Annotated in this window: 32 protein-coding genes; 5 read left to right on the forward strand and 27 right to left on the reverse strand. The window is 53.0% G+C overall.

The window, feature by feature from the left end; all coding sequences use genetic code 11:
• Positions 1–7 precede the first annotated feature (7 nt).
• The 24 genes from HBA55_RS34845 to HBA55_RS34960 form a co-directional block, all read right to left on the reverse strand.
• Positions 8–928, reverse strand: a complete 921-nt coding sequence (locus tag HBA55_RS34845; protein ID WP_167000365.1) for a phage tail tube protein — start codon at positions 926–928, stop codon at positions 8–10.
• Positions 915–1079 carry a hypothetical protein gene (locus HBA55_RS34850; RefSeq protein ID WP_167000366.1) on the reverse strand — a complete coding sequence of 55 codons (165 nt, stop codon included), beginning with the start codon at positions 1077–1079 and terminating at the stop codon, positions 915–917. Before HBA55_RS34850 ends, HBA55_RS34845 begins: the two co-directional genes overlap by 14 nt.
• A 34-nt stretch (positions 1080–1113) precedes the next feature.
• Positions 1114–1377, reverse strand: a complete 264-nt coding sequence (locus HBA55_RS34855) for a DUF1799 domain-containing protein (protein WP_167000367.1) — start codon at positions 1375–1377, stop codon at positions 1114–1116.
• A gap of 86 nt (positions 1378–1463) precedes the next feature.
• The gene (locus HBA55_RS34860; RefSeq protein WP_167000368.1) at positions 1464–1844 is read right to left on the reverse strand and encodes a hypothetical protein; all 381 of its coding nucleotides are present in this window, start codon (positions 1842–1844) and stop codon (positions 1464–1466) included.
• Positions 1845–1933: 89 nt separating this feature from the next.
• Entirely contained in the window at positions 1934–2311 is a 378-nt protein-coding gene (locus tag HBA55_RS34865) for a phage tail terminator protein (protein WP_167000369.1), read from the reverse strand.
• Positions 2308–2922, reverse strand: a complete 615-nt coding sequence (locus HBA55_RS34870; RefSeq protein ID WP_167000370.1) for a hypothetical protein — start codon at positions 2920–2922, stop codon at positions 2308–2310. Before HBA55_RS34870 ends, HBA55_RS34865 begins: the two co-directional genes overlap by 4 nt.
• The gene (locus tag HBA55_RS34875; RefSeq protein WP_167000371.1) at positions 2919–3206 is read right to left on the reverse strand and encodes a hypothetical protein; all 288 of its coding nucleotides are present in this window, start codon (positions 3204–3206) and stop codon (positions 2919–2921) included. The genes HBA55_RS34870 and HBA55_RS34875 overlap by 4 nt, the downstream gene beginning before the upstream one ends.
• Positions 3206–3538, reverse strand: a complete 333-nt coding sequence (locus tag HBA55_RS34880) for a DUF2190 family protein (protein ID WP_167000372.1) — start codon at positions 3536–3538, stop codon at positions 3206–3208. The genes HBA55_RS34875 and HBA55_RS34880 overlap by 1 nt, the downstream gene beginning before the upstream one ends.
• A gap of 76 nt (positions 3539–3614) precedes the next feature.
• Positions 3615–5843, reverse strand: a complete 2229-nt coding sequence (locus HBA55_RS34885) for a ClpP-like prohead protease/major capsid protein fusion protein (protein WP_167000373.1) — start codon at positions 5841–5843, stop codon at positions 3615–3617.
• Entirely contained in the window at positions 5830–7344 is a 1515-nt protein-coding gene (locus tag HBA55_RS34890; protein ID WP_167000374.1) for a phage portal protein, read from the reverse strand. Before HBA55_RS34890 ends, HBA55_RS34885 begins: the two co-directional genes overlap by 14 nt.
• Positions 7341–7550 (reverse strand): phage head-tail joining protein, encoded by a 210-nt coding sequence (locus HBA55_RS34895; protein ID WP_167000375.1) that lies wholly within the window; start codon positions 7548–7550, stop codon positions 7341–7343. Before HBA55_RS34895 ends, HBA55_RS34890 begins: the two co-directional genes overlap by 4 nt.
• Positions 7551–7562: 12 nt before the next feature.
• Positions 7563–9596 carry a phage terminase large subunit family protein gene (locus tag HBA55_RS34900; RefSeq protein WP_167000376.1) on the reverse strand — a complete coding sequence of 678 codons (2034 nt, stop codon included), beginning with the start codon at positions 9594–9596 and terminating at the stop codon, positions 7563–7565.
• A complete protein-coding gene (locus HBA55_RS34905; protein WP_167000377.1) occupies positions 9511–10044 on the reverse strand; it encodes a hypothetical protein in 534 nt (177 codons plus the stop codon). The genes HBA55_RS34900 and HBA55_RS34905 overlap by 86 nt, the downstream gene beginning before the upstream one ends.
• A gap of 94 nt (positions 10045–10138) precedes the next feature.
• Complete coding sequence (locus HBA55_RS34910; protein WP_167000378.1) at positions 10139–10507, reverse strand: hypothetical protein; 369 nt, start codon at positions 10505–10507, stop codon at positions 10139–10141.
• Between the two features lie 2 nt (positions 10508–10509).
• Complete coding sequence (locus HBA55_RS34915) at positions 10510–11100, reverse strand: phage tail fiber protein (protein WP_167000379.1); 591 nt, start codon at positions 11098–11100, stop codon at positions 10510–10512.
• 10 nt (positions 11101–11110) lie between these two features.
• On the reverse strand, positions 11111–12037 hold the full coding sequence (locus HBA55_RS34920; protein WP_167000380.1) for a hypothetical protein: 927 nt from the start codon (positions 12035–12037) through the stop codon (positions 11111–11113).
• Entirely contained in the window at positions 12037–13422 is a 1386-nt protein-coding gene (locus tag HBA55_RS34925; RefSeq protein WP_167000381.1) for a hypothetical protein, read from the reverse strand. The genes HBA55_RS34920 and HBA55_RS34925 overlap by 1 nt, the downstream gene beginning before the upstream one ends.
• Positions 13422–13859 (reverse strand): hypothetical protein, encoded by a 438-nt coding sequence (locus HBA55_RS34930; protein ID WP_167000382.1) that lies wholly within the window; start codon positions 13857–13859, stop codon positions 13422–13424. Before HBA55_RS34930 ends, HBA55_RS34925 begins: the two co-directional genes overlap by 1 nt.
• Before the next feature lie 51 nt (positions 13860–13910).
• Positions 13911–14537 (reverse strand): lipase family protein, encoded by a 627-nt coding sequence (locus HBA55_RS34935; RefSeq protein WP_167000383.1) that lies wholly within the window; start codon positions 14535–14537, stop codon positions 13911–13913.
• Positions 14512–14730 (reverse strand): hypothetical protein, encoded by a 219-nt coding sequence (locus HBA55_RS34940; protein ID WP_167000384.1) that lies wholly within the window; start codon positions 14728–14730, stop codon positions 14512–14514. Before HBA55_RS34940 ends, HBA55_RS34935 begins: the two co-directional genes overlap by 26 nt.
• A 1-nt stretch (position 14731) precedes the next feature.
• The gene (locus HBA55_RS34945; RefSeq protein WP_167000385.1) at positions 14732–15022 is read right to left on the reverse strand and encodes a hypothetical protein; all 291 of its coding nucleotides are present in this window, start codon (positions 15020–15022) and stop codon (positions 14732–14734) included.
• Between the two features lie 8 nt (positions 15023–15030).
• Positions 15031–15486, reverse strand: a complete 456-nt coding sequence (locus HBA55_RS34950; RefSeq protein WP_167000386.1) for a DUF5675 family protein — start codon at positions 15484–15486, stop codon at positions 15031–15033.
• Between the two features lie 150 nt (positions 15487–15636).
• Positions 15637–16452, reverse strand: coding sequence for a hypothetical protein (locus HBA55_RS34955; protein ID WP_167000387.1), 816 nt, complete (start codon positions 16450–16452; stop codon positions 15637–15639).
• 25 nt (positions 16453–16477) lie between these two features.
• Positions 16478–17260, reverse strand: coding sequence for a DnaT-like ssDNA-binding domain-containing protein (locus HBA55_RS34960; protein WP_167000388.1), 783 nt, complete (start codon positions 17258–17260; stop codon positions 16478–16480).
• A gap of 125 nt (positions 17261–17385) precedes the next feature.
• Between HBA55_RS34960 and HBA55_RS34965 the strand changes: the two genes are divergently transcribed.
• A complete protein-coding gene (locus HBA55_RS34965; protein ID WP_167000389.1) occupies positions 17386–17613 on the forward strand; it encodes a hypothetical protein in 228 nt (75 codons plus the stop codon).
• A gap of 316 nt (positions 17614–17929) precedes the next feature.
• Here the strand turns inward: HBA55_RS34965 and HBA55_RS34970 are convergent, their stop codons facing one another.
• Together HBA55_RS34970 and HBA55_RS34975 are read right to left on the reverse strand one after the other, a co-directional pair.
• Positions 17930–18148, reverse strand: a complete 219-nt coding sequence (locus tag HBA55_RS34970; RefSeq protein WP_167000390.1) for a hypothetical protein — start codon at positions 18146–18148, stop codon at positions 17930–17932.
• Between the two features lie 163 nt (positions 18149–18311).
• Positions 18312–18593 (reverse strand): YdaS family helix-turn-helix protein, encoded by a 282-nt coding sequence (locus HBA55_RS34975; RefSeq protein ID WP_167000391.1) that lies wholly within the window; start codon positions 18591–18593, stop codon positions 18312–18314.
• A gap of 175 nt (positions 18594–18768) precedes the next feature.
• On the opposite strand from HBA55_RS34975, the gene HBA55_RS34980 reads away from it, so the two are divergent.
• Entirely contained in the window at positions 18769–19404 is a 636-nt protein-coding gene (locus HBA55_RS34980; RefSeq protein WP_167000392.1) for a LexA family protein, read from the forward strand.
• Positions 19405–19427: 23 nt separating this feature from the next.
• On the opposite strand, the gene HBA55_RS34985 is transcribed toward HBA55_RS34980, so the two are convergent.
• Positions 19428–20354 carry a hypothetical protein gene (locus tag HBA55_RS34985; RefSeq protein ID WP_167000393.1) on the reverse strand — a complete coding sequence of 309 codons (927 nt, stop codon included), beginning with the start codon at positions 20352–20354 and terminating at the stop codon, positions 19428–19430.
• Between the two features lie 144 nt (positions 20355–20498).
• Here HBA55_RS34985 and HBA55_RS34990 point away from each other — a divergent pair, with 144 nt between their 5' ends.
• The 3 genes from HBA55_RS34990 to HBA55_RS35000 are packed head-to-tail and all read left to right on the forward strand — an operon-like array spanning position 20499 to position 21908.
• On the forward strand, positions 20499–20774 hold the full coding sequence (locus HBA55_RS34990) for a hypothetical protein (protein WP_167000394.1): 276 nt from the start codon (positions 20499–20501) through the stop codon (positions 20772–20774).
• A gap of 10 nt (positions 20775–20784) precedes the next feature.
• Positions 20785–21342, forward strand: coding sequence for a helix-turn-helix transcriptional regulator (locus HBA55_RS34995; RefSeq protein ID WP_167000395.1), 558 nt, complete (start codon positions 20785–20787; stop codon positions 21340–21342).
• Positions 21339–21908: a nucleoside/nucleotide kinase family protein gene (locus HBA55_RS35000; RefSeq protein WP_167000396.1), complete on the forward strand. Its 570-nt coding sequence runs from the start codon at positions 21339–21341 to the stop codon at positions 21906–21908. Before HBA55_RS34995 ends, HBA55_RS35000 begins: the two co-directional genes overlap by 4 nt.
• Positions 21909–21925: the final 17 nt, after the last annotated feature.

Here is a 21925-nt window from a genome sequence, read left to right on the forward strand (position 1 = left end):
CCCAGAGTTACTTGACGGTCAGTTTAAACTCGTCATCACCCGCATTGGGCACAAACAGCGTATTGGTTTGCAGCACCGAAATGCCATCACTATCAGCCTTGGACGGCTGAGAGAGCTGAACTTTAGGCGCATCAATCTGAACGATATTGCCCGCGGTAACCCCATGAACAATCTGGATAGGCACCAACGTGGCCGCCTCACAGATCGCATAGAAGTCCTTGGTGCCAATCGCCGGCTCCTCAAAATTCAGCGTTCCAGCCGGCGCACGATCGGTGATCTTGACCGCCTCACTGTTCACCACATTGCGGTAAACCACATTATTGGCAATGTCGGCAGAGAAAGCCTCAGCACTGGCAGCGTAGCTGTCGACCGTGTAAGTGGGCGTATTGTCCGCTGTAACAGCAATCGGCTGAATGAATTCGCTGTGATCCGGAGTCACCATTGCCAACGCAGCCACAGGCGTATGCAGCCCCATAAAGCTGTAACGCATTACCGGCAACTGATCCTTATTGAGCGCAAAGGACACAGAGCCCCGAGAACCCAGGACTTTAAAATACTGACCATCGTGGTAGTAGTACATCGCAATGGATTCGAAGGCATCGCTGATCAGATTGTATTGAACATCCACACCCACACTGATGACCTCGTTGAAGCCACAGCCACGAAGCAAGACGCCATAACCTGGCACATCGCCAGCGGTACCCGCGCCTGCCAATTCCACCTCGAACGTCACACCTGTGTAAAAACTGGTAGGAATTTCTTGGTCGTTACCAAGGGTGGCACGATCCAAACCACGCGTCACACGATTACCCTGAAGCGGCTGGATCTCTAGATTTTTGGTTAATATCGCATTCGAACCATCAGGGGTCGGATCTGTCCCGTAGGTCGACTCGATTTTGGCTAGCACCACTTTTTTACGAAACAGCATCACTAATATCCTCTATTGCCTCTGTCTCAATTTCGGGCTCTTCATCGAAACCCACTGACTCGGAGTCAGACGGCAACTCGATTGAGTCACCGTCGTTCACCGGTATCTTTTCACCGTCACGAACAACGTAGCGGCCGCCGCGATTGGCCATAGCGATTCTCCTGGATTAGTTGCCGCGATCGCGGCTAGTGATTAACTTTGCTGAATCCGGTCAGAGCGCCAGACTCAATGGAACGAATGTCACGAAGGATATCGAGCCATTGGGAGCGATCCTCCACCATGAGCTCCATCACCGCCCTGACCGCTGTGTAGTCAAGACCGGTCCGAAACACCCCATTCATGGTGGTCACGACATTCCACTGAGTCGCGCACTGGAGAAACACCCGCAAAGCCTGCTCGCTGCACTTCCACACCTCGAATACATCCGGCTCTTTTTCAAACTCTGGCATCTCGATACTTAGGTGCTCAAAATCCTCTTCATAACTGTCTGCGCCGTGAGAGCGGCTATAACACGCCCAAAACTCTCCGGCTTCCTCTAGTTTTTTGCCTTCAGCACCTCTTTGCCAAAGAATACTTCCAGCATTTTGTCTACCAGAGCCTTTCGGACGTAGTAACGCGCCATAAGCTTTTGAAACATATCGTCACTGAATGGAATTTTATTCTTGTCTTTGTCCATCATGCCCTCGATATCAAGGATATTCTCGGACAGGATTTGCTCCTCTGTACGATTTCCCTCTCGAAAATCTTTAAGTACTTCCTCGGCGTCTTCGAGCTCCAAAACCCGATAAGTCACCAACAAGTCTGCCTTGGTCTCTTTATCGAGATCCCCTGGCACCTTAAACGAGACCTTTTTCTTGATTTGATCAACTTCAGTAAATACAAACATTGTCATGCCCATGTCGTTCGCCCATGCCATTGAATAAAAACCCTATGCGCACATGGGCGATACGCACAAGGAAACCCGCCAACCAGGGAACCTGGTAGCGTGTTTTTTGAAATCTTGAATTAAATGTGTGTGGCCGTCAGATAGGTTTCACGCCACCAAACGTAGGACGCTTTCAGCTCTTGAGGCTTACCCTTAACAAGCTCAATGGGATTGTGATACGTCGTTGGCTGCCACCCCAGTAACAGTTGACGCACCTCAGACTTCCGCACTTCTATATCGGAAATATCACAGACAATGAACAGCTCTATTTGCTGCTGGAGCTGTTGACGTACCGCACTGTCGTGGACGCTTGCCGCGGCTGACTCTTCACCCGGCCACACCAGAATCGCCGGCGTCTCTTCCTTAAGATCCTCAATGGGATCCATATCCAGAGCGAACTCCACCGACTTAAACGCCGACGCCTGCGCCTTTAAGCGAGCAATCACCACCTCAATCATTTATCGAATTCTCCAAGCCTGGCTCGCAGCGCTTTATCAAACTGCACAGGGAGCTCCTCCTCAACCAATTTGTTGAACCGATCCAGCACATCCACGTTACGGACCATCTGAGAAATTGAGGGCGCGGATTGCTTAACAATTTGTTGCTTTTTTCGATTACTCTTCATCCGCTTTTGCGGATTGCGCTTGAAGATCTGCAGCTCGCTTTTTTGCTCACCATCTTGCTGAAACTTCGCAGCCCCCCAGAAACCATCCTCAACCAGGTGCTGCTTTTTATAGAGCTTGACTCTAGCCTGCACGCGACGACCTCTAGACGTACGCCAGACCTTTCCCACGCCCGGCTTCGTCGCATAGTGTCGCAAGGACCGACGAAAGCCGCTGTAACTCAGAACGTGCCTCATGATGCCATCACTGGAAACATGAACCGAGACTTTAACCGCAGCTTTCACGTCTGCAGTCTTGATGCTGTACCAATCCCGGACTGACCTACTGATGGAGGTTTTGACCTTATTACGAGTACGCGTTAAGGCGGTGTTCATCGACCTTCGGACCGTCTCCTCGCCGAACGCCTGTCGCAACCGCGGCAGATCCGCTACCTGGTACTTGATCACACCATTCTCCGAGTCACCGTATACTGATCCGACGCAACGACCTCAGCAGTGGTGTAGCGCTTTCCGGACTCCAATCGAATCTCGGTACCGCGGGCAATCATTTTCTTGTCCGCCGATTGGACCTGGATGGTGGAGATATACACCGGCAACCCAGTCTCCGACTCCTGATACTCCACACCGTGCTCCACCACCGCCTGGAACTCTTCCAGACCGACATAGACGGGACCCGCCAAAACCTTGAATCCACACTTATCTGCTATCCCGACTAGTCGGTCAAAGTTCATTAGATGCTTACCCCATTGAGGCGCACCTCAGCAGTGGCCAGGCCCGTAGCATCGGCCTTCATGAATACACCGATTTTTGTGTTACCTGTATCAGTAGTAGTTACCCGCTTATTCGTATCATCCCAATAGGCATCGGCAAACTGAGCCGGCGTATCGGCCTGATTTTTTGGCAACTCATAAACGCCCTCAGTCTCCATTTCGCCTTCGGCGCCGTTAGCAACAGCGCCCACAGAAACACCAAACAGACTGCCCACCAAAACACCTGCACCAGAAGCAACGGTCGCAGCCGCGGTGAACGTCACAACCTTTCCCGGCTGAATGTAATTTTTCATAGATCACCTCTATCAGTTATCAACGGGCCCGCTTAAGCAGACCCTGCGAAATCACGATTTATCGATTGAGCAACCCTTAGGCGCCGGTGCTACGATACAGACCACGGTAGTCGATGACGCCCGCACCAAAGTCCAGGCGGACCTTCATTTCTACCCCATCCACATCGAACCCTTGACGAGTCTCCAGGTAGGCACCTTCCTGACCCTCGAGATAGGCGTATTCAATGGTGTCGATGCGATTAGAACTGGCCGCACCGTACCACTTCACCTCACTGTCACCATCCAAACGCGCCTCAACCAGCAGCTCCATGGTGCCAGCGAAGGGGTTTACGCTGGACGGCTGATCAGGCGTGATCGAGGCCAGGAACTTCTGAGCCGTGGTTTCCAGAGCCGCGGGCACCATCAGGAAGGCAGGCGCGAGATTGATTGGCGTTTTATCATCCAGCTTCTTCTGAGTACGCATTTTCTTGCGCATGGTGTTCAGACCCGCCTCAGCGATCACCCCGGTACCGGTGTTCTTGTGGTCATTGTGGAACAGCGCCTTGCCATCGCCCATGGTGACGTCACTGAGAATCAGATCCCAGACTACTTCGCTCTCGGTTTCAGCCACCTGCGCCCCTTGCATCATAGGGATGCGAGACAGAGCATCAAGGTCGTCGTTAATCAAAGTCTGGCGAGTGATCGCCAGAATCTCACCGTAGGTTGCAAGCCCGTAGCTCTCCTTCCCATCGGTCAACTTACCGCGGCGGAATTCGCCTTTTTCATTGACCTTGTTGAGCGAAGCGCCCGCCGAATCCAACTGCGCTCGATTGATGGCCTTGAAGTCCGACGCCGTCACACGGCGACAGAAACGAGTGAACGTTCGAGGCGCTGCCTCATAACCCGCTCGCAGCGTCTTGTTAGCCACATCCGCCAGAATGGCGGCAAAGTCGCTGGAGCTGTGCATCGCCTTAGCAGCAATAGCACTCTTACTCATGCCCGCAGTATCGATACCATTGAGATTCAAATGCGCGGTAGCGAGCTCAATGAGCGTCATATGCGCAAACATCTTGCTGTTGTCATCGATCTTGTAGGCCACCGGATCAAAGCGGTGCAGCAGCGCCTGCGCCATAGCGACATTGGCCGCCTCGGTACCGATCGAAGTCACCCGCACACCCGGCGCCGGCATTTGCGACTGACTGCGCTGCGCCACCACATCCAGGGCACGATCGCGAGCTGTTGACAGGGAAATGCCATCATTGATGTAGGCCGTCACAACAGCGGTTTCGAGTCCGTATTTAGCCCCCATCTCAGTAATATCAGCGATACGCTTGCGCTCTTGCGCTACAGCTTGTGACGCAGCGGCCACTGAATCAGCAACAGCCGTAGTGGTGGTAGTTACAGCGGGAACCGGCTGGGAAGCAGGCTCACTTGGCTTCAGAGCAGCCTCCAGCTCACCCAGCTGCTCATCACTGGCCTCGACCTCACCAGTAATCAGCGCTTTGGCATTATCGATACCTTTCAGCTTGGCCAAAGCGTCATCGACACTCGAAAACGCAGCGGCAAGAAGCTGTAGGATGCTGGCAGCCATAGCAGTATTGCCGCCACTCTTTGCGACCACTTTAAATTTCATGGATGTTTTCCTCGTAGGTTTCGCAGCGGCTGCTGCAGTTGATGCCAATCCATTCCAAAGGTCGGATGGCGGATTATGAAAACTTGCTGGTTGATAGGACGCCGCGATCGCCACGTCCTCGACAATTTCGTCACACAGGCCCATTTCCAGGCACTGCTGAGGCGTTAGCCAGTGATCCTTCCCATCACTGATCAACGCGGTGATTTGCTCGGCCGTCTGGTTACCTTTCTGCGCGTAGCAATCAACATAACTGCCCTCAAGAATGTCGATCTGATCGGCCATCTCTCGGAGCTCATCGGCATTGCCACTCGCTGCCAGGCTCGGCTTGTGCATCATCCAGAGGGCATTCGACGGCATACGAACAACGTCGCCGGCACAGGCAACGGCCGACCCCATACTGGCCGCGATACCATCGATATAAACCACGACTCGCTTTTCAGAACGCTTCAATGCGTTGTAGATGGCCAAACCTTCCATCAGGTTGCCACCTGGTGAGTGGATCCGGACCACCAGATCCCCGTCGGTGACCGCGACCTCTGCCTGGCGAACGACAGTTTCGGCATCAAGGTCATCCCACCAATCCCCAATAACGCCATAGATAAGGAGCTCGCCTTTGCCGTTTATGGCGCAACGTGTACCAGTGACCACTCCGGAGGCCATCGCGACCACCCGAGATAAGTTATTCAGCTTCATCAGGTTCATCCTCTGGTTTTTCTGTTATTTCCGGCTCTTCCGTCTCCGCCGGAGTAGAACCGTCACTTTGTCGCTGGCCACTTTGGTTGGTTTGAGCTGGATTGGAGTCCAGCACCAGACCAAGATCCTCCAGGAGCTTAAAGTCTTCCGCGCACTCTCGAAGTACAGCCTCAGGGTCCGAATAACCCAGCGAACGCAATATTCCGGTAATACTCCCGAACCCACCGCGACACTGCTTGATCAAAGCCGGGATATCGTCACGCAGATTTAGAATTTCGGTACGCGGTGGCACCCAATCAAAGGTCGTGCCGCTGATATCGAATCCAGCCATATCGGCAGCCTCGATAAACCAACGCTCCACATTCCGACAGAATTGAGGCACGAGCATGGTTTTTCGCCAGCGCCGAGCATTGCCGTACACTTCCAAGCGACCAATCTTTGTACTGGCAAAGTTGGCTCCCTTAATATTGCCGGTGACAATCTGATGATTCAGACCGTAGCCCCGAGCAACCATGTGCTCTTCACCCTCAATAAACTCACCCTGCCCACTGACAGAGGGCGGGTTGGCATAGGAGACTGTCTCATCCTGCGCCAGCCGTGCGATCATCGCCGGCTCAATGGTGGTAGGCAGCGGATCCCCTTTGAGCTTCCCACTTTCGCCCTGCGTGATAAACGCCGCCAGACACGCCGCAATCTTCTGCTGCCTCAGGCGCGCATCCTGAAAGTCATCCAGGTTGGCCACCCGCGTCATGGCGGAAGTGCCCCGCGGAATTCCCCTCACCTGGCCCGGTCGACGCACTTCATAGACATGCGCTAGATCTTCTGCACGTACCAACGCCGACTGACCGGGAGAAACCCCACGATCACCTGGATGAGACCGATGGATGTAGTAGCCATAGCGGGAGTCGTCAGCATTGAAGACAACCCCTTGCACCACACGTCGACCTTCGATCACCCCGTCTCTCAAGTGGTCAAGATAATCGCCCTCCAACAACCGAACCTGTAGAGGCACCCGAACGCCCGGTATTCGTTTGATCTTTTTCATCGCGAGCACTTCGCCGCTCTCGACTTCACTCCGCATCGTCAGCGCCTGCAAACCAAACAGGTCCAATCGACCGTCAGCGTCCGCCAGAACGCTTTGCGACCATTCAAGCATCAACTCATTGGCCAACTTCTCTTTGGCCTTACTCTTGTTTTTGGCCGATGGCGTAATACCCTCGGCAACCACCAGAGAAACCGCACTGTCAATCACAGAAGCAACATAAGGATTGTTCCTGGCCAACTCACGATGTCGGTAACGAAGCGCCGTGAGCGCAACGCGATTCTCGGCATTCTGAGAGGTGTCACTGCCGCGGATCCATTCATTGCCACGCCCCTTGCCGGCACCGTCGTAGCCTGCCTCGGTCGTCAACACATCCGTCAACGCCTTCGCACGAACCCGAGCCAGCCCGCGCTCCGGCGATAGCCCCATCACAATGCGATCGAGAATATTAAGCTTCACTGGTAGTCTCGCTTGTAGCTGGTTTTCAGAACCCTGTCTTCACCGGTTGAACCGGCTCCGTTCACGGCGTCCTCAATCATCGACCGGACTTGCATCATTTCAGCTAGGGAACGAAATGTAGTGGAGCGCCCATTGATGGTGACCTGCAGAACGCCCGTGGCGATCGCCGCACTGATGTCCCTGAGGTCTTGTTGTGTATACGACATATAACCCGTGCCTTAGATTCGGTAATTGGATTCGCGCCGCGGCGCCTCTTCCAGCTCAGATTCGACCACTTCCAGAGGACGCGCCTCGCTGAATAGATCGGATTGCTTGATGTTCAACTCAATCTCATCCCACTGCTTATCGGACTTCGTATGGACATTGACTGCACGAGCGGCGTGCTCGGCGTAGACCTCGCAGTCCCAGAATTCGCAAGGACATCCCGGTTTCTGCTTCCATGTTTTTCGACCACTTTTGTCAGGGATTTTGGATTCGGCCAACAACTGATCAAAGTAGTCGTCACGCATCTGATCACTGTTGAAATAGTGAAAACGCCCGACGCCTTTCGCGTTCAGCGCCATCTGATCAGAGACGTAGTCCTTAGCCTTGTTAGTCCCAATGATGTAGAGTTTGAGGCCCTTTTTGTCAGCCTTGGTCCGCTTCTTGGGATCTTTATGTGTGAGGGTCTTTGACGGCGTTACAAAAACTGGCGGATCGGTTTTTGAACTCGATCCCTTACCCGCCATGATCTCAACCGTCGGATACTTCTTTTCTCGAGTGGACACCCACTCATACACGGCATCGGTTGCATGACCGCCGGAGTCGATGGTAATGGCAGAGGCAAAAATACTTCCTCCGCTTTCATGCTCAAAAGGAGAGAACACCAACTTATCCAGAGCAGTCCAAACAGCATCTTGGTCATTAATCGTGGTCTTCTCGGCATAGAGTTCGTCAGCATACATTAACCAGCTTCGACGTTTGCGACCGTGCGCACGGATAACCACCGCCAAACGATCGTCTTGAACATCGATACCAATGGTGATGATGAGCCCCTGATCCGGACACATGAGCTCGTCGTGTTGAGATTCTGGATCCGCCTTCGCTTCTTTGCGCAGAGTATCGGCATCAGAACGCGTGTCTTCGTACTCGTAGGCCCTTCCGAGCTTTGAGTTAATGAATACAATTTTCTTGGTGTTATCACCCAGGTCGGCGTAATGCTCCGCCTCCAGGTAATCCCTAACCATGTCTGCCATGCCTACACCAGGCAAACAACTATACAGCTCATTCAGACCCGTGAAACCGGCCACACCAGGTGAGTTGGAAGTAGGCACCCAGCCACATAAAGGGTCCCCCGCTTCCATCGCGTCATAGACCGTATTGCGGATGTTTTCCTTACGTTGAAAATCGTCCCATTCAGTACCACAACCAGGACACGCGTAGACTGTGAGCTCTGGTCGATGGAACCCGTAGATCGGATGCTTTTCACTTTCCGGATTGTCTGGCGCTTGCCAGCCCCATAGCTGCTCAAACATGAGCGGATGGGCTTCACCGCACTCGTGGCATTTGACCGGCAGCACCCTTTTGTCAGAGCGCTCTATGTGTTCAGCAACCCGGCTAAAACCCTTAACCGACGGCGTGCCTCCCAGGATTTTCTTTGGTCGGCGCGCTCGTTTCGTCCGTTCGAACAGCAGCTTGATCGAATCACCCTGGTTGCCGACGTTTTCATTGGCATCGTCCGGCTCTTCCACAAATACGAAATCCGCCGTAGTGGACTTCATGTTACCGGCGGCATTCGAGCCAAAGAATTCCATCCATCCACCTTCCCACTGTTTGGAAAGAATGGAATTACCCGACCGGCGACTGGTCGTGAAGTCAACCAGCTTTTGAACCTCAGGGGTGGCCTTCCCCATCGGCTCCAGTTTTTTTTGACTGAACTTTCGCGCCTGGCTGTCGCTGGCGAACATACCCAGGATCACACAACCAGGACCACAAACGCGGTTAAAAATGTAGGCAATCAGCGCTGTAGTCCACAGCACCTGAGCCGCTTTCATGCAATAGACTTCTGGTATCTCCGGATCATCAAACGCAGCAAAGATGCCGTATAGATGCGGACCGTAGTCCAGGTCAAACTTGGTCTGAAACGCCCCAACCTCACGGGGCAAACGAAGACTTTCTTGTGACCAATCAGCCGTAGACTCCGGCGATTTCGGCACCAATGTCTCCGACGCCTGAACTAAAATCCTCCCCAAATTGGCGCGCAGCTTCAGCAATGCTCTTTGCGGAATCGCCGATAGGGCCAAAGATAAGTTCATCATCAATCTTGATCGAAAGCTCAGACTCCAGGCGCTCCTGGATCTTGATACCCGCGTTCGTCAACTCCGTTGAAACATCTGAAAAGACTCGATTGATCGCACCACCCACGTCGATCGACAACACAAGATTGTCGAGCTCTTTGTTGTTGGCGATCGCCAGTTGAAGCGTTTTTTGTTCGGACTCTCTCAGCCGCTGCTCAGCAAGAGATTTGTCATTGTCGTTGGCGCGACCGGCGGCCTCGGTTCGCATGTGCTCACAGTAAATCAGCAACCACTCACGGTAGGTGCCTCCCATCTGGAGCCCAACCTTGGAGGCGTTTTTCTGGATAGCCTGACGGCTAACACCAACGAGCTCAGCCAATCCGGCCTGAGTAGCCTCATCGTCAAGCGAGACAACCGAAGCCATGACAACCCCCCATAGGAATAAACTTTTGATGGAAATTTGCGAGCCTGCCACCCGTATGTCACGGATCGCCAGGGAGGACCCAGACCCACCCCCCTTAGGCGTCGGGGTCTATGAACCAGAGCTCAAGCACCCTCTCGGGATCGCGGGGCACGATGGTCTCGACGCCGGCACCATTGATCAACACCTGCCCCTTGGGATGGCCAGGATCAAATACACGCAGGGTTGCGTAGAGTTTCTGGCCGTGAGCGATGTTGAGCTCGTTGAGATTGAAGATAATCTCGCCTTCCTCCCCGCCCTGCCATTTAATTAGGCTGGATTCACTATCAGCATCGGCAACGACGCCCATGCCCGAGATCGAGAGCGTCATGCGATCGACAAGCGAGAAGTCAAACGGGCTGCCGTCAGCTTTGAACACTCTGATCGAGTTGGGGTCATTGGTCCCCTTGTAGACGGTCTCGATCACAATTAACTCTCACCAAAGGTCAACGCACCAGCCCCAAAGGACGGGGCCGCATCGCCATTGTTAACGTTCTTGGCGTTCGTCAATACACCGATATGATAGATATTACCGGCCGCCGCCGCTGAAACCGTAAACAACCCAACCACAAGACCCCAGTCGCCCGTCGGAGCGGCGAAATCAATGCTGGCCGCGTTGTCGATATCACCCGGCGTCGGGTTATCCCAATTAGCGTCCAGAGGATCACGCTGCACCCGCGCGTAGGAACCGCCCGAAACCTCCGGTATGGTCGATCCGGTATCAGCCTTCAGGAGCAGGGACATTTCAGTCCAGACCGCAGCATTGTCGCTGGTCGTCCCACCTTTGGTCGTACCCCAGGTCGGCTCACTGGCATCTGAGGTTCCAGCCGTAGTACAGATGTAGATGTGGCCATTGTCCACCGAAGGGACAATGACGTCATTTAGGGCATACGCAGTATTGGCCTGCCAGCGCCCCTTGTTCGCGACGATCAGACCCACGTGGATCGCGGTCGGCTTGGCAAACGTACCGGTTCGGTAGATATGCTTAACAATCTCATCTTCCAACCAATTAGATTTCATGCCCTATTCCTCAATGAATGGTAAATGTGGGAGTCTTCGAAGTCAGCTCATACTTGGGCGTTGTAGACTCAATCGTGATAATGCCGTCCAGATCCGGGAACGCTTCACCCAAGATCAATACCCCGGACACCTGCGCCTCACCATCAACACTCGCCACCAGGTTGATCTGCGTCGTCAATTCAGCAATGGCCGACGACTCGCCACGAACCACGGCAGCCAGTAGGTTGGCATCCACCTGCAGATCACCAACAACGGTAGAGACCCCTTCAACATTAGCCGCCAGCAGAATACTGGCCGTCAGATCACCACCAGCGGATGCCTGCCCAGCTACTGTGGCCGCCATCTCAATGGACGTCATTAGGTCTGCGGTTACCGCCGACGACCCACTAATAGCCGCTGCAAACAGGCCCGCTGACGAGAGCTCACCATTGGCGGTAGAGCTACCAGACAAAGAGGCAGCCAGCTGTATCAACGCTTGCAGATCTGCTTGAACCTCACTGGACCCCGCTACAGAGGCCCCCAGCTTGACTCCTGTGGTTAAGCTGCCCGTCGCCGATGAATCGCCCACCATGGCAGCCGCTAGTTGAATCAACGCTTGTAAGCTTGCCTGAGTCGTCGACTGCCCCGTAGAGGACGCATTCAGATTGATACCCGTCGCTAGGTCGGCACTGGCCGATGCCTCACCGACCACAATCGCGCTGAGCAGAATGTCTACCGAGGTGAGGGCTGCGCTTACATCGGCCCCACCAGCAACATCAGCCGCCAGTTGAATAGCCACTGACAAATCCGCAGAGACTAGCGATTCACCCAACACTGTCGACTCCAGTGCTATTTCCTCACCCCCTGCAGATGGGGACGCAAAAATTGCCCCACCGGCAATACGCTTTTGACCATCGGGGACACCAACGATCCCGCCATTGACAATGCGCTTTGCCATCAGGCTGCCAAAGCCCCAATGTCAGTACAAAGGTAAATCACTGCATTCGGCTTAGCTGCGAACGCACGAAGCTTGGGCACACTGTTAGCACCACCGTTCCCGATGACGCTAGTATCAATATCAATGTAATACAGGTTGTAGCCCGTCAATGGGCTTGCGCCATCTTTCCAGGTCGATCCCGTGTCCGAACTTAACGTCACACCAACTGTGGCAAGTCTATCTGGATTGCGAGTATCCGCGTGATTCCATAAATTCTTGTTGGTACCGTCAGGGAACATTACTCGCAACCAAAAATCCAAATCCGTTAGAGAGTCCGTACTCACCAGATAAACTCGCAACTTGTTACTTGATGCGTTGCTGAGATCAACGGCCCAGTCAGGCAAATCGAAAAAGAAAGGCGTCGCTAAGCTAGCCATTCCATTCGTTACACAGTGAAGCGAGACCTTTTCTCCACCAGGGAAAGCCATCGATTCATCGCGATGAATGCCCGCATCGTCTTGATCGTCAACGTATCCGCCATAACCTTGAACATGAAACTGATACTCGGCGGCCGCACTGTCGGACGAGCAGTTATAAGCTTCAAAGCGGTGAGTGTAGTTGGTGAATTCTTCTTCAACGAAGGCCGTTAAACCTGATGCGACCTTACAGCCCCGCATCCTGACACTGATATTGTCATCAGATCCGATCGTACCGCCAATATCCTCAAGGATGTAATTTGTAACGTTCGTAAAATCAACGCCATCCAATCTTGACGTGAAGCCCCTTGTGCCCATATCACCAAATACTGCAGCAGGCTTAACGGCAGCATCTACACTACCGCCTACGACATCAATGACACTTCCGCCGCCAATTCCGATCAAATGAGCAGCCGTATTGTTGACCTTAAACGTTGGGTTAATGGCCAAATGGTACCCGCCGTCAGCGGAAATATTCAGGCATCGGTCAAAACTTCCATCAGCTTCGAAGGTGCAATCTTCGCTCATGCTAAACGTATTCGTGGAAGCTATTACAATATCGTTGGCGGCCTTCGACCACAGGCCGCACATGTAAAAAATGCCGTCGTAGGTCAAGAAACTTCCGCCGCCGGTATGTTGGAAATTTTTAGAGCTCGCCTTAACTGGAGTGTCGCAGTTTGCGTCATCCACACAAATCAGCTGTCCCCCGTCCCCGGATTGAGGACCGGTCAACGTCAGACCGGACGCGGATTCATCATGATCCTCGGAAACGCACATAATATCCCCAGAACCATAGCCATCCGCTTGAGCATCGGCGTAAGAGGCATAGACGTTGGCCGCGCCAAGTGAGGCGAAGCTGCCGGTCTGTTTGGTAAGCGCACCGCCGGTAGTGCGCCCGCCGATGACACTGCTGACGTAAAAATACCCCATCAGAGATCACCTTGCTTGAGAGCCCTGGCGGCTTCGATTTCAGTATCAGATCTGCTATCGAGGTATGCCCAGCGATCGAGTAGCCGTTGCGCTTCCTCTTCGGTGGAGCCAAAGGCAACGGCGTATTGCGCGGCGGTGTAGCCAAGACTAAGAACCGCGGGCGCCACCTCTTTGAGAATGTCGTACGCCGTTACCGGATCGGTTTCATTGAAGCCTTTTTGCAACCAGGCGTATTGAACCTGGAACAGAGTTGCGGTCTGGTAGGCAGTCGACACCCCCTGCGCCACCGCCTCGCTCGCATCCTGTTCCGCCACCCGAGCTTCTAGCCTCGCGCCAGCGGCTGACACATGATCAGCCAATTCTGATTCGGTCGCTGCGTTAACGTTTCTATCAAATACGCGGCCGTCATCCAGGGTAAAGCGCTGGCGGGTCCTCACCTGTCCTGTCCTCTGCAATCTGCGCTCTAACTCTTCAACTTGCATATACACCTACCCTAGACCCGAGAGCGAACCAATGTACAACGACAAATCATGGTCACTCCAGGTCCGCCCCCAGAGCCAATTCAAACTACGACGCCTACCAATCGGCGTCCGATCCAAATGCCGGCGATTCGTCCAAAACTGCAGCGTCGGGACTATGTCATTACCGAACTCGTACTCAGTCACCGATATATGACCAAAATACTCAAAGCCCTTACTGATGCACCGCGGCGTACCGAACGTCACGAGCTCAGCCACAACAAAGCCACTGCGGTCGAGCAATCGAGCCGCCGGAATCGCCAGACCGCCGCCCAATGAATGACCCGTTACATAAACCGGCAGTTTTCGATCAAGCCCCTCTAGCAATGGCTTTTCGATCAGACGAACGCCCCGCAAGAAACCGGCATGCCCACGAAGACCATGGTAACCCACCGGCCACACCCGCAGATCGCGAAGAACGTCCCAGAAGCCACCACGCGACCACAATCCGGAAAACTCGGTACCGCGAAACGCCACCACCTGGTAGCGCTCAAACTTTTGTATCAGCACCTCAACCTCATGGACCATAAACGTGGCCCGCTTGTAGCTCAGCTCGCTACTGAGCGCGAGATCAAGGTGCGTCGGCTTCTGGTTCATTGTGCTCGCCTCCAGCGTCAGCAGGCTGATCCTCAGACCCCTTGGCTGCATCCGCCACGGTCTTGGCCGTTTCGATTGCACCCGTGGTAACTCGAGCACACTCCACAGGAGAGCCCACGCAGGCACTCAGCAAATTGGACGTCACCGCACACGCGGTTAACGACAAGAAAAACAACATGAACACGATTTTCATATCACACCCCCTTGAAATGCCATACCAGAAGCCCGCTGGCAACGGTACAGCCAATGCCGATAATCACTCGAAACCCATATTCGTTGGTACCGGTTTTCACCCGCTCCGACGAGTTTTCAATTTCGACCGCACGGACCCGATCCTCTACCCTTTCGATTCGCCCGAACGCCCTGGTTACTTCGTCCTGTAGATTGTTTTGACGCTCCTCCAGTCGAATCACCTGATCCAGCTTTCCCTCAATGCGCTCGAGTCGATCATCAAGCCTTTTAATCTCAGCCTCAGCACCGCTCATACCAATCCCTATGCCTTATCACGAATGGTTAAGAAGACTTTCTGACCAGCCCTTATCGCCTCAACAACGATCGGATAAAGCCGTTTGTACGCAGCAACAGACTGTAGAACAGCACCACCACCCAGGCACGTTTCAGCACCCAAGCCGACAAGCAAACAACCGCTTGTGTCATCATCGGTATTGCCCACATGGATATAAACGTTTGAAAAATTTGGGACGTCCTGTAGCCACATCATGCCGGCATGAAAATCGAATCGCTTGGCATAACGTTGATTCATCGGGGAATCAACCGTCCGCAATTTGACTTCGTATTCTCCCTCAGGAATACGCGTTTCACCTGGCACCTTTTCAGATCTGAATTCGTCCTCGCAGGTAAAGCAAAAAAACGTCGACGCGATGAAGAGCTCCCCCAACGTTGAATCGGAGCCATGCAGAAAACGCTGAACGCAAAGATCTAGACGCATAAAAAAACCGCTGCAAGTTGCCCAGCAGCGGCCCAGGTACAGGATGACCAAAGAATCACAAGAGAGAAAACACAACCAGCCAGAAACAAAACAGCCCGCTACATTGCTGTGCGGGCTGCGGAGTCACTTATCTCTAGCTTGCCGAATAGCCTACTTTTGCCGGGGCAGTTTGGTCAACCCCTTTTTTTGATTTTTTTCATCAACCACCTGGATAACCCCACCACGCGCCAGGTAAGCATTAACATCCTCAGCCGTCACCTCCTCATCGATCGTAACATTCCCGCCAACGTGATTCACTCGAGGCGCTGACTGATCAGCGCTTTTGAAATCCTCACGTCGACGCTTGGCAAACCCCTTAGCGCTGGCAATCTTCTTTGATCGATCTTCATCGGAATCTTCAACGAGTTCTTCGTTGAGCAGCAATTCCAGAAACTCTTCCAATGGCCGGTCGTGAGCCTCCCCCAGCAAGAGCACTGCTCGAACCATACTCTCCCAGGTTTCTTGATAGCTGCGCTTAAAGGAGCTTTCAGCAACGCCCAGCACCTGTGACAACGTCGACACCGAGTAATTGCTTCGGCCGCGATTGTGGACCCGATACCTCACCTCATAGGGTACACAGACCCTGAGCGCCGAAAGCCCATCACGCACCGAGAGCCTTCTACCCTTCAGCAGCTCCTCAGTCTCTGCCCAGCTGTAATTGGCCAATCGAAAACAGAGCACATCGCCACCGTTGATATCCCCGCCAAACACCCACCGATAATATTCCGCCGCCCCTTCTGGCAAACGGTTATCGATATAGCCGATCACCTTCGAAGCAAGCGCCATGTTCAACTGGCAAGACAGTTGGCCGCTGGGCTTCCAGCCGCCACCAAAGTCATCACCAGATTTTTCCCTGACAACACCCGCCATCAATTGATAACAACGCTCCAACGAGCCGTACAGGTCCCGCCTCGATAATCGCAGCATAGTTCCCCCAAGGTTTTGTTTTCCGTCACACTCGCAGCCGGGCTGCCATTCGAAATTCCGGATCACGCCGATTCAGCAATTGATATCGCACATGCTCGACAAAGCGCACACTCCAGCTACTGCAGCCACCACCTCGCTCCAACCAGTAAATTCTGAAATCTTCTGATCGCTGACGCAGAAAGCTTTCGTCGAAACCGTACTCCATGCACAGATAATCCAGAGCACCCTGATCAACCTTCCACTCGCGACTCATCGGAGAATATTCTGGGCCGCTGAAAAACTTATCCACAGCCCCATCTAGATATATTTTATTATCACCTGTAGTAGTAATACCGGATATACCGGTATTACTGCGCTCCTCGGTGAAAACCGTTCGGCGCTCCTCACCCGGCAGCCCCCGGAATCTATGGTTATTCGTTCGGGGCTCCTGTTCGGGGCTCCTTCGGTGCTCCTCCTGAGGACGGACCAATCCCGTTGACGCCAAAGGCAGTCGAAAAATCATGGAGTCATTGCGCCGCTTCTTGCGCAACCGCTCTACGAGACCCGCCCGCTCCAACAAAGTCAACAACCACCGCACGCTATCAGGACTTGCCACATAGGGTACTCTTTGGCTCCCTGCAGAGACCTCCTCATGCATTAACCAGACAAGCCAGTCCATTTTTACCCGACTCTCCCGAGTCGCCCCCACCAAGCCCGTGGAATAGTCCATTCGCTTTCTCAAACCACGTAAATAGAGCTTTTCCGCGTGAGCGTTGTTCAACTCATCTAACGCCTGCTCTTCCAGCTCATTCCACTTCCAGGAATTCAAATTTGTTACCTCCTGTTTAGGTTAGCTGGCAGCCCAGCACCCTCACCACTGGGCAGGTGACGCCTTCCTGTTGTAAGCTCATCAGCTCCCACACCAACGAACCAACAAGAAAGGATTCAATCCATATGAAATTGAAAGTAACGATTAACACTGACACCATTGTTGACGCCCCTTGGCCAGCCGAAAAGCCAGTCCCCGTACCGGGCGATAGCATAATCATGAGACACAACGGGCATATGATCGCCTGCACCGTTACCGATCGCTGCTTTAGCGTCGGGACAGACCCCTTTGAGCCAGGCACACCAATGATGCACATCATGATTACGGGAAAATCGGCGCAGGATAGCGATTAAGCCCCACCACTCTTAGCCTTCCCGTAGCATCAATCTGCACAGCAGTAGGGGTGCAATACCTCTTATCATTGATTAGGTAGGTATTGCCATGCCGAAGACTGGATATTGGGAGACGGAGTACCACCTCCTCTCCCTCCAACGAGGCACTGACAAAAGCCTCCCCCTCTCGAAAGCTATCAGACCCACCACCTTGCTTCGGCTTCTCCTCTACCTGACCGCCCAAGACACCCATAATTTCCCCCATTGAAATTTGCTCTTTCGCCTGTTAAAAACACCCACCAATCAAGTTACGCGGCACTCAAACTCCTAAAACAAGTTAACCAGGCCCTCCTGAAACTAACCCAATAGCGGCAAGATCCCGCTTTACCGAAACCTCATCGAGCGCTTCTGTAATATCGGCAACTGAGCTGCCATTAACATACGCTTCAATGGCAGCAGCCCCCTCTAACACCACCTCGATTTCAACCCCCCGCTCGGCACATTGAGCCGCAGCCTCTACACACCTCAGGCGAACCATCTCTTTATCGATACTCACCAACAGACTCCTGTATGAATTCCCAGCCCCTTTGAGCAGAGGCAACCCCTCACAACCTTGGTCATACTATGGACACTTCTAACGAAACAGATAACTCCACATATGAAGATCGGAAAAAGCACACCATTCGAAGACCTGCAAAAGCTTGAGCTAATTTATTCAATCATGCAGCCGTCTGAGAAGAACCATATACGTCCGACCTCAGACTATGACGAGACACCCCTACTGCAAGCTCGATTGGAATCACATACTCAGCAGGAGGAACGGGCCCCTTCACTACCTGCAGCCAAGCCCAAATATTTGCCTGCTTAATAGGACGAGGAGCCGATTCGGAAAAATAGAAGCCTTGAGCCTCAAGCTCACAAATCGATTGATTGATCTTTTTGGTCAACGCCGTTTGTCCGCCAGCCCTATCAATGGCCGTGAGTAACGCATCTTTCGACATACTTGCCTCCGCTAGGAACACTAGGCTACAAAATATTTTGCAGGGCAGTCAACAAAAATTCTTGGCAACAAAATAACAAAGTTTTTTGTAGAATTAGGTAAATTCAGTGAAATATTGAGAAATGGCAAAAGAAACTTACAGCGACCGCCTAAGAAGAGCCCTACAGGAGAGAGGCTTGGCACAGTCAGAGCTTGCAAGAAGGATCGACGTCAAACCCCAAGCCATTCAGTATCTGTGCTCCCCTAAGGCCCAAGGCTCAAGCCACAACGCTCGCATCTCTAACGTCTTGCAAATAAACCCGCAGTGGCTTGAGACCGGCGAGGGAAGTATGCACTTTTCTGACAACTCGAACCCAGACGCCCCAGATTCTCCATCAAGACCTGCGATCATCCCCGTACCAGTCTTCAGCTGGGATCAGGCCGACAAAGTTAACGAATCCAAACCCTCCGCTGAAACCTGGGTAGACCCGGAATACGCAACATATGAATCATTTGGACTGAAGATGCGCGGCGACAGCATGGCCGACAGCACCCTCCTTACAATCCCAAATGGAGCAATTATTGTTGTTGACCCTAGAGAATCAGCAATCGAGAATGCAGTCACCTCACCTGACGCAGATGAAGGCACAAGAGTAGTAGTTAAATTAGGGGAAGACGTAGTATGCCGAACCATAAAGCGGGAGGCAGGAAAACTCTACCTAACCCCACGCAAGCAAACCTACGATAGCATCACATTCGATCCGCAAAAGCACCGAATTTTGGGTGTTGTCACCATTGCCGTGCTTTCAACGATCAGTCGCAACATCAAATAGAACCAGATTGTGTCTGGCGTCGCTTAATTCTCCTCAATGTAGATCATCTGAGGGTTCATTTCGATGACCTTGTCCGCAACAATCTGTGGATCTCCAGATCGCCAGCCGTCCATCTCATCGACATCATGAGCGACGGACTCTTCGTCTAATGCCTTCAATGCTGCTTTGAATACTGGGAGAGACACCTTTTTAACACCGTAGCAGTCTTGAGCTTCATCACGATCAGACAGACTATCCCAGATATCGACAAAAGCATCCCACTCCTCCAACTTGGACTCACTCAGTCGCCTAGCCTCCACTGCAGCAAACTCCTCAGCCTGACCAAACCTCAATCCCTTTGGAACCCCCTTCCCCACAAACCGATAGAATTCCTTTTGCATCTGAGTGGCTGGAGCATCTAACCGCTTTCGCTCTCTAGACTCACACTCCCCCTCCCATTTCGACAAATTCTCAGGCTCCTTGAACAGCAGGCGCATAGCCATCCTTCGCTCGGTCTCACTATGAACATCATTTGGCCAGTCAAAAAACCTAAGAACCTCCAAAGACTCATGACCTGGCACTTCACCGAGACCTATCAGATCTGAAGCCTGGCCTTTCGTCATACCCTTACGAAGCCGAATTGACATATCTGACAGCCGAGACAACTGAGATTCAGAAGGCTCATCAAAATACCAATCATCTACAGCCTCATATCCAGCCTTCCTCCACTTTTCCAACTTCTTCCAATGCCCCTTCAATCCCACCTTAATTGCGGCCTGGCGTAGCTCTTGATCTCCAATCCACCAGAATTCCCCCTCACGGACAAGGAAAAGCAACATTGATAAAAAACCAGAGAAAGCCACGAATGCATAATCCCCATCACCCACTGAAGATATCGCGGCAATACCAAACAAAAGCGAAAGAGAAATACAGACGAATTTCCGTAAATAGGCGTACGCAACGGCGAACATAGCAACCACTCCCTTAGTCAGACCCCCACTAAAGATACCCCCTTACCCAGCATATTCAACAGAAGCAAAACTATTTGTTGACACCTACAAATATTCTTGTATATATTTATCTACAAATAAACTTGTAGATAGGACCAGACACCGATGGACAACCACCAACTCTTCTACGCCATGATCAATAAAGTCCCTCGGATTGCCAGGCTATGGGATCAGGACACCAACGACCTGAAACTTGAGGACTTTGAGCGCCAGCTGGGGGTCATGAGTAGCGGCGAGGTACAGCTGGCCAAGTTCTTTGCTGCGGTATGGTTCAACGACAACACACGCTATGGCTTTGACGTCGTTGACGCAGTAAGCACGCTGAACCCCCACAGCCGCAAGATCGTTATCGACTGGCTAATCAAACCCTTCTACCCCTGAGGTTTGAATTGTGGCCACTCAGCTCAGAATGACCCGTGCCGGCGACACAGGCTACCAACTTGGCAGCCTCATCGCCGACGGCCTACCGAAACGCCAGGCCGAAGCCCTGCTCTACACCGGCAACGGGTTCACGGACCAGCAAGCTTCGGAGCTCATGAACTGCGCGCCAGCCACCGTTAAGCACTTGCGCAAAGAGGTCCACTTCAAATGTGGGTCCCACACTGGCCCCAGCCTAATCGTTAAATGCTTTGAAAACGGATTCCTTCGACTGGCCTGCATCACACTGGCCTGGCTAATCGGCCTTGGCGCTATCACCACCCACTCAATGCCGGCAACCGCCAGTAACACCGAACAGCAAGAAGAGGAAGACGACAAGATGCGATTCCGGAACCGATCGCGCCGCAACCCGAACACAGGCCGACGCCTTAACAACCGCGCGCGAGCTCGCACCCGGCAGAGCTTCACCATTTTTCGAATCCACCCCCCAGAGCTTGCCTGGGAGAACACCACAGGGACCCTGCTGTTAGAAGGGCAACCGCTTCACACCGCCACGGAGCACTCAGCATGAAAAAGCAAAGGATCTTGATTGGCTTGCACGGCCTATCGCACACCCCTACTCGGGCCACCGCCGAAACACTGGCAAAGTCGCTTGATTTGGCCGCGGTACGCATTTCCAAGGTTGTACAGATGGCCTGCGCGGGCGCGCTCAACATGAATTTCTACGATTTCGAGGCACACTCACCCGACCACCGATTCCCGGAAATCGCCATGACCAAGTGTGAGTTTATGTGCTTCATGAAAAAAATGTTGAACTCACTCAATCCCAACCACGCGCTCAACATGATTTTCCGAGAGTTCCGAAACCCGAACTCTATGCACAAGCACCTGTTCAGCGGTGAAATTTTTATGGAGATCACCACCGAATCGGAAGCTGAGTGGATACGCCAACAGGGTGGCACCATCATTCACCTGCACCAAGAGTCCACAGAAGATCGACACCCCCTGAGCTGCGAAACCGCACTCAAACCAAAGGAAGATGTTGACTTCGTCATCACCAACAACAGCACGCAAGACGAGCTCCTGTCCAAGCTCAGAGACATGGGGCTGGAGCTTCGCCACCGACCTGCCGCGTAAATGGCACCAGGAGGATC

It is taken from the genome of Pseudomaricurvus alkylphenolicus (assembly GCF_011683955.1).
Taxonomy (GTDB): domain Bacteria; phylum Pseudomonadota; class Gammaproteobacteria; order Pseudomonadales; family Cellvibrionaceae; genus Pseudomaricurvus; species Pseudomaricurvus alkylphenolicus.

What these genes read in the sequence shown, in the direction of transcription:
- HBA55_RS34845 (WP_167000365.1), bottom strand. Translation starts at nt 928, where the DNA reads ATGCTGTTTCGTAAAAAAGTGGTGCTAGCCAAAATCGAGTCGACCTAC.
- HBA55_RS34850 (WP_167000366.1), bottom strand. Translation starts at nt 1,079, where the DNA reads ATGGCCAATCGCGGCGGCCGCTACGTTGTTCGTGACGGTGAAAAGATA.
- HBA55_RS34855 (WP_167000367.1), bottom strand. Translation starts at nt 1,377, where the DNA reads ATGCCAGAGTTTGAAAAAGAGCCGGATGTATTCGAGGTGTGGAAGTGC.
- HBA55_RS34860 (WP_167000368.1), bottom strand. Translation starts at nt 1,844, where the DNA reads ATGGCATGGGCGAACGACATGGGCATGACAATGTTTGTATTTACTGAA.
- HBA55_RS34865 (WP_167000369.1), bottom strand. Translation starts at nt 2,311, where the DNA reads ATGATTGAGGTGGTGATTGCTCGCTTAAAGGCGCAGGCGTCGGCGTTT.
- HBA55_RS34875 (WP_167000371.1), bottom strand. Translation starts at nt 3,206, where the DNA reads ATGAACTTTGACCGACTAGTCGGGATAGCAGATAAGTGTGGATTCAAG.
- HBA55_RS34880 (WP_167000372.1), bottom strand. Translation starts at nt 3,538, where the DNA reads ATGAAAAATTACATTCAGCCGGGAAAGGTTGTGACGTTCACCGCGGCT.
- HBA55_RS34885 (WP_167000373.1), bottom strand. Translation starts at nt 5,843, where the DNA reads ATGAAGCTGAATAACTTATCTCGGGTGGTCGCGATGGCCTCCGGAGTG.
- HBA55_RS34895 (WP_167000375.1), bottom strand. Translation starts at nt 7,550, where the DNA reads ATGTCGTATACACAACAAGACCTCAGGGACATCAGTGCGGCGATCGCC.
- HBA55_RS34905 (WP_167000377.1), bottom strand. Translation starts at nt 10,044, where the DNA reads ATGGCTTCGGTTGTCTCGCTTGACGATGAGGCTACTCAGGCCGGATTG.
- HBA55_RS34915 (WP_167000379.1), bottom strand. Translation starts at nt 11,100, where the DNA reads ATGAAATCTAATTGGTTGGAAGATGAGATTGTTAAGCATATCTACCGA.
- HBA55_RS34920 (WP_167000380.1), bottom strand. Translation starts at nt 12,037, where the DNA reads ATGGCAAAGCGCATTGTCAATGGCGGGATCGTTGGTGTCCCCGATGGT.
- HBA55_RS34925 (WP_167000381.1), bottom strand. Translation starts at nt 13,422, where the DNA reads ATGGGGTATTTTTACGTCAGCAGTGTCATCGGCGGGCGCACTACCGGC.
- HBA55_RS34935 (WP_167000383.1), bottom strand. Translation starts at nt 14,537, where the DNA reads ATGAACCAGAAGCCGACGCACCTTGATCTCGCGCTCAGTAGCGAGCTG.
- HBA55_RS34940 (WP_167000384.1), bottom strand. Translation starts at nt 14,730, where the DNA reads ATGAAAATCGTGTTCATGTTGTTTTTCTTGTCGTTAACCGCGTGTGCG.
- HBA55_RS34945 (WP_167000385.1), bottom strand. Translation starts at nt 15,022, where the DNA reads ATGAGCGGTGCTGAGGCTGAGATTAAAAGGCTTGATGATCGACTCGAG.
- HBA55_RS34950 (WP_167000386.1), bottom strand. Translation starts at nt 15,486, where the DNA reads ATGCGTCTAGATCTTTGCGTTCAGCGTTTTCTGCATGGCTCCGATTCA.
- HBA55_RS34955 (WP_167000387.1), bottom strand. Translation starts at nt 16,452, where the DNA reads ATGCTGCGATTATCGAGGCGGGACCTGTACGGCTCGTTGGAGCGTTGT.
- HBA55_RS34965 (WP_167000389.1), top strand. Translation starts at nt 17,386, where the DNA reads ATGAAATTGAAAGTAACGATTAACACTGACACCATTGTTGACGCCCCT.
- HBA55_RS34975 (WP_167000391.1), bottom strand. Translation starts at nt 18,593, where the DNA reads ATGTCGAAAGATGCGTTACTCACGGCCATTGATAGGGCTGGCGGACAA.
- HBA55_RS34985 (WP_167000393.1), bottom strand. Translation starts at nt 20,354, where the DNA reads ATGTTCGCCGTTGCGTACGCCTATTTACGGAAATTCGTCTGTATTTCT.
- HBA55_RS34990 (WP_167000394.1), top strand. Translation starts at nt 20,499, where the DNA reads ATGGACAACCACCAACTCTTCTACGCCATGATCAATAAAGTCCCTCGG.
- HBA55_RS35000 (WP_167000396.1), top strand. Translation starts at nt 21,339, where the DNA reads ATGAAAAAGCAAAGGATCTTGATTGGCTTGCACGGCCTATCGCACACC.